This window comes from Longirhabdus pacifica (assembly GCF_004115085.1).
GTDB classification, from domain to species: Bacteria; Bacillota; Bacilli; order Paenibacillales; family DSM-105158; genus Longirhabdus; species Longirhabdus pacifica.
In genome coordinates, this window is record NZ_QXJP01000032.1 from 22,477 (window position 1) to 28,810 (window position 6,334).

General features: G+C 33.3%; 10 protein-coding genes. 3 read left to right on the forward strand and 7 right to left on the reverse strand.

The genetic code is table 11. The annotated features are described in order from the left end of the window. Positions 1 to 146 precede the first annotated feature (146 nt). From D1Z92_RS16335 to D1Z92_RS16355, 6 genes are all read right to left on the reverse strand, one after another. Positions 147 to 785, reverse strand: a complete 639-nt coding sequence (locus tag D1Z92_RS16335; RefSeq protein WP_128896752.1) for a GNAT family N-acetyltransferase — start codon at positions 783 to 785, stop codon at positions 147 to 149. A 246-nt stretch (positions 786 to 1,031) separates the two neighbouring features. Then, positions 1,032 to 1,295 carry a hypothetical protein gene (locus D1Z92_RS16340; protein WP_128896753.1) on the reverse strand — a complete coding sequence of 88 codons (264 nt, stop codon included), beginning with the start codon at positions 1,293 to 1,295 and terminating at the stop codon, positions 1,032 to 1,034. Then, on the reverse strand, positions 1,274 to 1,405 hold the full coding sequence (locus D1Z92_RS17905; RefSeq protein WP_128896754.1) for a DUF5071 domain-containing protein: 132 nt from the start codon (positions 1,403 to 1,405) through the stop codon (positions 1,274 to 1,276). Before D1Z92_RS17905 ends, D1Z92_RS16340 begins: the two co-directional genes overlap by 22 nt. A gap of 88 nt (positions 1,406 to 1,493) precedes the next feature. Continuing rightward, on the reverse strand, positions 1,494 to 2,072 hold the full coding sequence (locus D1Z92_RS16350; protein WP_128896755.1) for a hypothetical protein: 579 nt from the start codon (positions 2,070 to 2,072) through the stop codon (positions 1,494 to 1,496). A gap of 82 nt (positions 2,073 to 2,154) precedes the next feature. Beyond that, positions 2,155 to 2,328 (reverse strand): hypothetical protein, encoded by a 174-nt coding sequence (locus D1Z92_RS17410; protein WP_164931681.1) that lies wholly within the window; start codon positions 2,326 to 2,328, stop codon positions 2,155 to 2,157. A gap of 148 nt (positions 2,329 to 2,476) precedes the next feature. After that, positions 2,477 to 2,689: a hypothetical protein gene (locus tag D1Z92_RS16355; protein ID WP_128896756.1), complete on the reverse strand. Its 213-nt coding sequence runs from the start codon at positions 2,687 to 2,689 to the stop codon at positions 2,477 to 2,479. 231 nt (positions 2,690 to 2,920) lie between these two features. On the opposite strand from D1Z92_RS16355, the gene D1Z92_RS16360 reads away from it, so the two are divergent. The 3 genes from D1Z92_RS16360 to D1Z92_RS16375 all read left to right on the forward strand — a co-directional run bounded on the left by D1Z92_RS16360 (position 2,921) and on the right by D1Z92_RS16375 (position 4,568). After that, a complete protein-coding gene (locus D1Z92_RS16360; RefSeq protein ID WP_128896757.1) occupies positions 2,921 to 3,217 on the forward strand; it encodes a transposase in 297 nt (98 codons plus the stop codon). Next, on the forward strand, positions 3,190 to 3,786 hold the full coding sequence (locus tag D1Z92_RS16365) for an IS3 family transposase (protein ID WP_240666788.1): 597 nt from the start codon (positions 3,190 to 3,192) through the stop codon (positions 3,784 to 3,786). Before D1Z92_RS16360 ends, D1Z92_RS16365 begins: the two co-directional genes overlap by 28 nt. A gap of 98 nt (positions 3,787 to 3,884) precedes the next feature. Beyond that, positions 3,885 to 4,568 carry a hypothetical protein gene (locus tag D1Z92_RS16375; protein ID WP_128896759.1) on the forward strand — a complete coding sequence of 228 codons (684 nt, stop codon included), beginning with the start codon at positions 3,885 to 3,887 and terminating at the stop codon, positions 4,566 to 4,568. A 650-nt stretch (positions 4,569 to 5,218) separates the two neighbouring features. Here the strand turns inward: D1Z92_RS16375 and D1Z92_RS16380 are convergent. Further along, positions 5,219 to 6,334, reverse strand: a 1,116-nt coding sequence (locus D1Z92_RS16380; protein ID WP_164931683.1) for an RHS repeat-associated core domain-containing protein, incomplete at its 5' end; no start/stop codon positions are given.

Genomic DNA, 6,334 nt, shown 5'->3' on the forward strand with positions numbered 1-6,334 from the left:
CTTTCTCACCGAGTTTTTTCATTTGTTGCTCATTCTCTTGTGTGAGCGCTTTGGATTCCGGCTTGCTAATTGGATACTGTAATCCATGTACACACTTGATGTCCTAGTTCATTATGGGGTCACTAATTCACTATGTTTAATCGACATTACGATCTAATTCGTCCCATATAATAACAATCGACATACTTGCCGTCAGAAACTTTCGTCGCTCTTCTTGTGCCCTCCATTTCAAAGTTGTATTTTTTGTATAATTGAATCGCTTTTTCATTATCCACATCAACTTCTAATTCAATTTTATATAAATGGAGCCAGTTGTCTGCAAGGTCAATAACTGTTTCTAGCAGTTTACTCCCAATACCATTTCTCTGATATTTAGGATTTACCATCAGTCCAAGTGATCCAATATGACTATATCTTAGGTTATTATAAATAGAGAGTACGATGTATCCAACCACTTTTTCTGTTCCATTTTCTAAAGAAGCAACTGCAACAAATGAACGTGTATTACTATCCAATGATTTAATTTTATTTTCAGTTTCTTCAAGTCTTTCTGAGATATCTGTACCCATATTATTAGCTACTTCCCCTTGTATGCGCATCTCCCAAATATCTTTTGCATCAGTAAGGAGTATGGGTCTAATGGTTATTTCCACCATGATTCCCCCTCGTATAGTATTTTTTACAGCTTCTTTTTGAAAGATTTCTTGTTGATAAATGTTATGGATGGTGAAGGTTTGTCTAATAGATAGACCCATTTGCGCATCAACACAACCGTGATGAGCCATCACTTTTTTGTTCCTCGCTTAACTACAGTAGCTTTTTATGTAACGCCGGCACGCCTCTTTGTTATGTTTGTGGAGTGATTTTATCCCTTATTATACCAGTCTGTAGGTTTATGTGTGTGCTAAATGCTGAGAAATATGAGTAGGCTTACTTGCCTTATATTATTAAAGCAGATATACTTCTGATTTATCTAACTTGTAGTTTTCCTTAGTAAATGCGATTAAAAATAGTAGTAGCATTTATTTTGATTAAATTTTGGTAATCGTTTCTTTGATATTATAATCCAATATAATTGGATCAGTATAATAAAGGTTTTTCTCAAGATCATCATGCAATTGTACAATAGCTGAATTTGACAAATGAATAACTAAATAATTTAAAATATTATCTATCCAGTCGTAACCATTGGAATTTAAAGTTTTTTTCAATGAAGGAACTAACTTGCTATCCAGTGGAATAATAATTTTTTTATAATATCCATTGCTATCGGTTAATTTATATCTCTTATCCATTCAATCAAATCATCCATAATGAGAACTAGTTTATCTTCCTTCAAAGTTTTAAGCAGATCAATTGTATGATAATCCAATTTATGCTTGGGAATATAACTCCTCACGTTCATTTTTCTCCTTTACTTTGTCTGATGCAATTCAATTATTGTATTTCATTATGTAAACAAATCAAACTATGTAATCTAAATTTTAAAAATATCATTCAAATATCCATTCATCGTGTAATTCTGTCAAAGTACTCTCCTCCATAATTACTTCTCTGTACCATGCTATATGTTCACTGCCATTCTTATGGTACGTTATCTTGTAAAAATTATAATTTTTCCCTGTATTACTTTGATTATTAAATGGTGTATCCCTATCACGTATTGTTTCCACGATTTTTAAAATTGCACTTTTTTCTAGTAGTAATTTCTGTATTTTTGCATCTTCTTCGAAAATCCATTTTTCAGGATATGCACCTGCAGCCTCAGCATGAATATCAGCCAAATTATTGCTCCCCCTATACCACGCGACAAAATCTTTTTTTTCTATTTGATAAGTTATTTTATAAATGAGGTTACTATTCGTACTTTCTTTGGCAAACGGAGAATTTACTGCATCCACCTTAGTAATTTCGATTTCTTCACCATCTCTAAGTAGAATAACCCGCTCTATTTCTTCTCTATGTTTTTTTTCTAAAAATGTAAACCCTATTAATACTACAATCAAAACACATATAAAAAACAGTACTGACGCTGCAATAATTATTTTATTTTTTTTAGTTATTTTAACCATTCATATTATCCTAAGCTCTCGGAAAGGCAAGCAGGTTACATACATTAAATATCAAAATCCATAAACAGCATATGATCCAAATTTAAACTGCGAATATGGCAAATATGATAATAACTATACTTATGACAACTGTAGGATATCCTCCTATTCTAATTTGTTGAGTGTTTTTTATACCTAATGGTTTAAATGCCATAATAGCTTCTGGATAAAATATTTGTATTAAGCCAATTATTAGCCCAATTAAGCCTATACTCATCTGATCTACCACCTTTTTAAGCTACACATATTTTCCATGATTAACTGTAGATATATGGTGTCCATTGAATTTTGGTGAACAAAGTATTTACCACCAATAAAAGACGATCATGCATAACCGTCCTTTATTCCTTTTTCATATCAATGAATTAGTCTCCTATAGCTAATAAAGTTAGCTTTTGTGTTAGTGCTTTATCACAAGCATGTATAAATTGCTTTGTGAACTCTCTTATTTCATTAATGAGATCGGATGGAACGGATGCTTTTATTACTTCATTTTGTATTAATATTGCAATATCCTTTATGTCAACAATCTGCTCCTGAGAGAAGAAAGTATCGCTATAAGGATCTAAATCCGTCAATAAACTTATATCCTTTGAAAAAAATCTTTATTATAATAAAGGATTTCACTCATTTCTTCAGGAAATTCTACATGTTCTTTTTTCTCTGACTCCCTATCTTTTTCGACAAAAAAATCTATAGACATATTAACCTCCAACCTTTTTGGAAACGGTGACGTGATATAGTGAAGTTGTAACATCACGTAGAATAAAAAATGTCGTATACTATATTCAAAGAAAGTGGTGTTTACAATGGGAAAAAAACATTATGAAAAATCATTTAAAGAAAAACTAGTACTCATGCATTTGAAAGATGGTAGGACCATTAATAGTTTAACTAAAGAATATCAACTTGGACAGGGTAGCCTGAACCTTTGGATAAAGCAATACCGTAAAGAATGCGAAAATCAGCCATCAAGTCATGATTCAAATAACTCCGCTCTATTTGATGAACTTGCTGCACTGAGAAAGAAAACGGAAGAATTAGAAAAGGAAAATCGCTTCTTAAAAAAGGCGGCAGCATTCTTTGCGAAGGAAACAGGCAACTAATTTATAAGTTTATCCAACGACATGCCGCCGAATTTGTTATCAGATGGCTACTGAGAAGATTTCAATTGTCTCCTACTGCATATTATGGCTATGTAAAACAAAGAAAAAAAGAAGCATTAGAGCGTAAGCAAGAAGTCCTCCGCTGTATCCATGACCTATATCACCACTATAGCGGCAAACCTGGATATCGTATGATGAAACGATATTTAGAGAAGAAAGGTCACTTTTACAGCTTACTTACTGTACACAAATATATGAATGAACTAGGTTTACGATCTATTGTATATAAAAAGAAGCCAGAATATATAAAAGGCAAGGCACATCAAGTATTTCCAAATTTGTTGAATCGAGATTTTACAGCCGAACATAAGAATGAAAAGTGGTGTACTGATTTTACTTATATTCATTTGTCTAATGGCTCATTACGTTACAATTGTTCGATTCTTGATTTAAAGGATCGAAGCATTGTGGCCACGAAAACAGCAGCATATATAACTGCAGATCTAGCCATAGAGACATTACAAGAAGCGATATGCAAGCATCGCCCTAAAAAAGGATTCATTTCATAGTGATCAAGGTGTGCAGTTTTCGGCAAAATCATATGTAGATTACTGTCAAAAACATCATATTGTACAGAGTATGAGTAAGGCTGGATGCCCATATGATAATGCACCAAAAGAAAGTCGTTACCCTGTCCACGATACTCATTTTAATGTTTATTTTTACCATAAGTTATACTGCAGTTGGTGAAAAAAATGAAAGAAATGATGACGGTGTAGAAGGAGAGTGGAATATTGTAACCATTCCCAGTTCTAATGGCTTTGATGCTATATTGAATATAAACGCTCAATACCTTAATGAGGAGTCGACATTTAGTAAAACCATTGTTGCTTCCAATCAACCTGATACAAATTGGCAGCATGTGATAGACGGTATTAAGAAGTTTCACGATGCAGTTGATAAAAACACATTAGATTTTAGCTTGAATAAAGCAATAACTATTGTTAACAACAATCCTGCATTACAACTAATTACGACGCTCAGTGCTTATCCAGTACAGTTTTCTACAAAGGACACAGATCCCTATCGAGTTTTAACCGAATATCTTATAGAAAATTTGCAGATGAATACTACTGAAAATGAATTTCAAGAATTATATCAAGAAGTTAGAGGATCAACTGGATCCAATAATTATTATTATAAGTTATTATTAGCTATAGATTTCAATGGGAATATCGAACTCATTCATTTTAAACTTCATGTCGATTGTTGTACGTTTCCAAAGGACTCAGCTTATGACCAGTTGTTATTATATGCTTATGGACTTAAGGCAGTGTATACACCTAAATGAGAATGATATAACTCTGCCCATCCGCACATTTATAGAAGGTTAGTTTTTAGCTAACGTCGATCATCACGGAACCGACGTTATTCTTAAGCTATGTTGAAATATTTCAACATAGCCTGCTTAAATTAATTATGTCATACAAAATTTCACAATATCAACAAAAATGATTCTCACAAGAAAACCTAACTTGAATCTTCAAAGTTATAATTTCTTGTAAACATAATTTTAATAACACTCAAAGTTCATATTATTAGAGCCAGTATTACTAAAATAATCATAATAAATATACACATTAATCCTACAATCGATGCTATAACCATAACCTTTCTTCGTTGTTTATCTAATTTATGGTTTTTTTTACTAAATGCGCTTAAAAAGAGTAAGGGCAAAGCTATTATAATTCCTGGTATAGGAAGGAACGCAATTATTTCATGATGTCTTTCAAATAATTTTGTCTCTATAATCAACCTCGTTATACCTGCAGTAATACCCGTATATGCTAGAAGCAACATCCCAATTTTCATCGTTTTAGGGTGATTCTGATGATTATTTACAAAGTATCTAATTATTATAAAAGATGAAACTATGGTAATTATTAAATACAGAGGTAGGGGTATGTTATTAAATAAAATTTCCAATACGTCACCTTCTCTTTAATTAAAAATTGAATTTTTTATCCAAGAAACAGCAATACTAACTCCAGTACCTATTAAAGCACCTCCACCTACCACAGCTGCAACTGGGAGACCAGCAGATCCTATTAAAACAGTTCCAGCAATAGTAACACCTGTTCCGACAACAGTTATTCCAGCAGCAATCCATTGGTCTGCTCCACTATATGTTTGAAAATCGTCGTATACTTGTAATCCCGTTAGACCAATAGATGCTACACCTCCTACTTTGAAAGTATTTCCAAGTAATTTCTGTGTATTTGATGGGTATTTCACTCCTGAAACACTTGCAGCGTGACCGAACTCTGGTGTCACAGCTAAAATATTTTTAGGTTTTAATAAATCAGTTATATATTTACCTGCAAAAGCATCGGTGGTACCAACTAAAGTATTTTTAGCTACTTCTCCTCCATACATATCCCAAAAATTACCTTCTTTTTTTGCATAAGGAATTTTTACATTTAGATATCCCGTCACTATTCCATCCTCTATTATAGGCGCACCTTCAAATTCACTGTCTTCGCCAGCATAATAACTTGAGTCAGATGAGCAACCCCCATCATGTGCCCAGTTTCCATCGGCGGAAACGCAGTAATTACCACTAGGATCAATATACTTCAACGGATTATTCAACACATACGTATAAAGATTCTGCGTTAACGGACTGTTAAGTTCACCCTCATAACTATCTTCATTAATAAACCTTCCTACACTTGGATCATACCAGCGTGCACGTAAGTATTGCAACTCCGTTGTACTATCCCACAGTTCTCCAGAATAGCGGAATGGATTATGCACGGTTTCTTTCTCGACAATTGGGTTACCCCATATGTCGTAGCTGTATTCGTTGAGTACGTTCCCTTGCTCATCTCGTAACTCTACTACATCCCCATGTCCATTGTATAGTACATATGCTTTGGTGTTATCTTCATATTGTATCGCTTCTAATTTTTTACCTCGAATATATCTTGCTTTTAATTTCGGTTTATCATTGACTATCGTCGCTTCCGCAATAATAACTTGACCATCATAGTAGTAGCGAGTGGTTTCCCCATCTTCTGTTCTCTCTGTGAGTAATCCATCTCCATTGTAAAGATA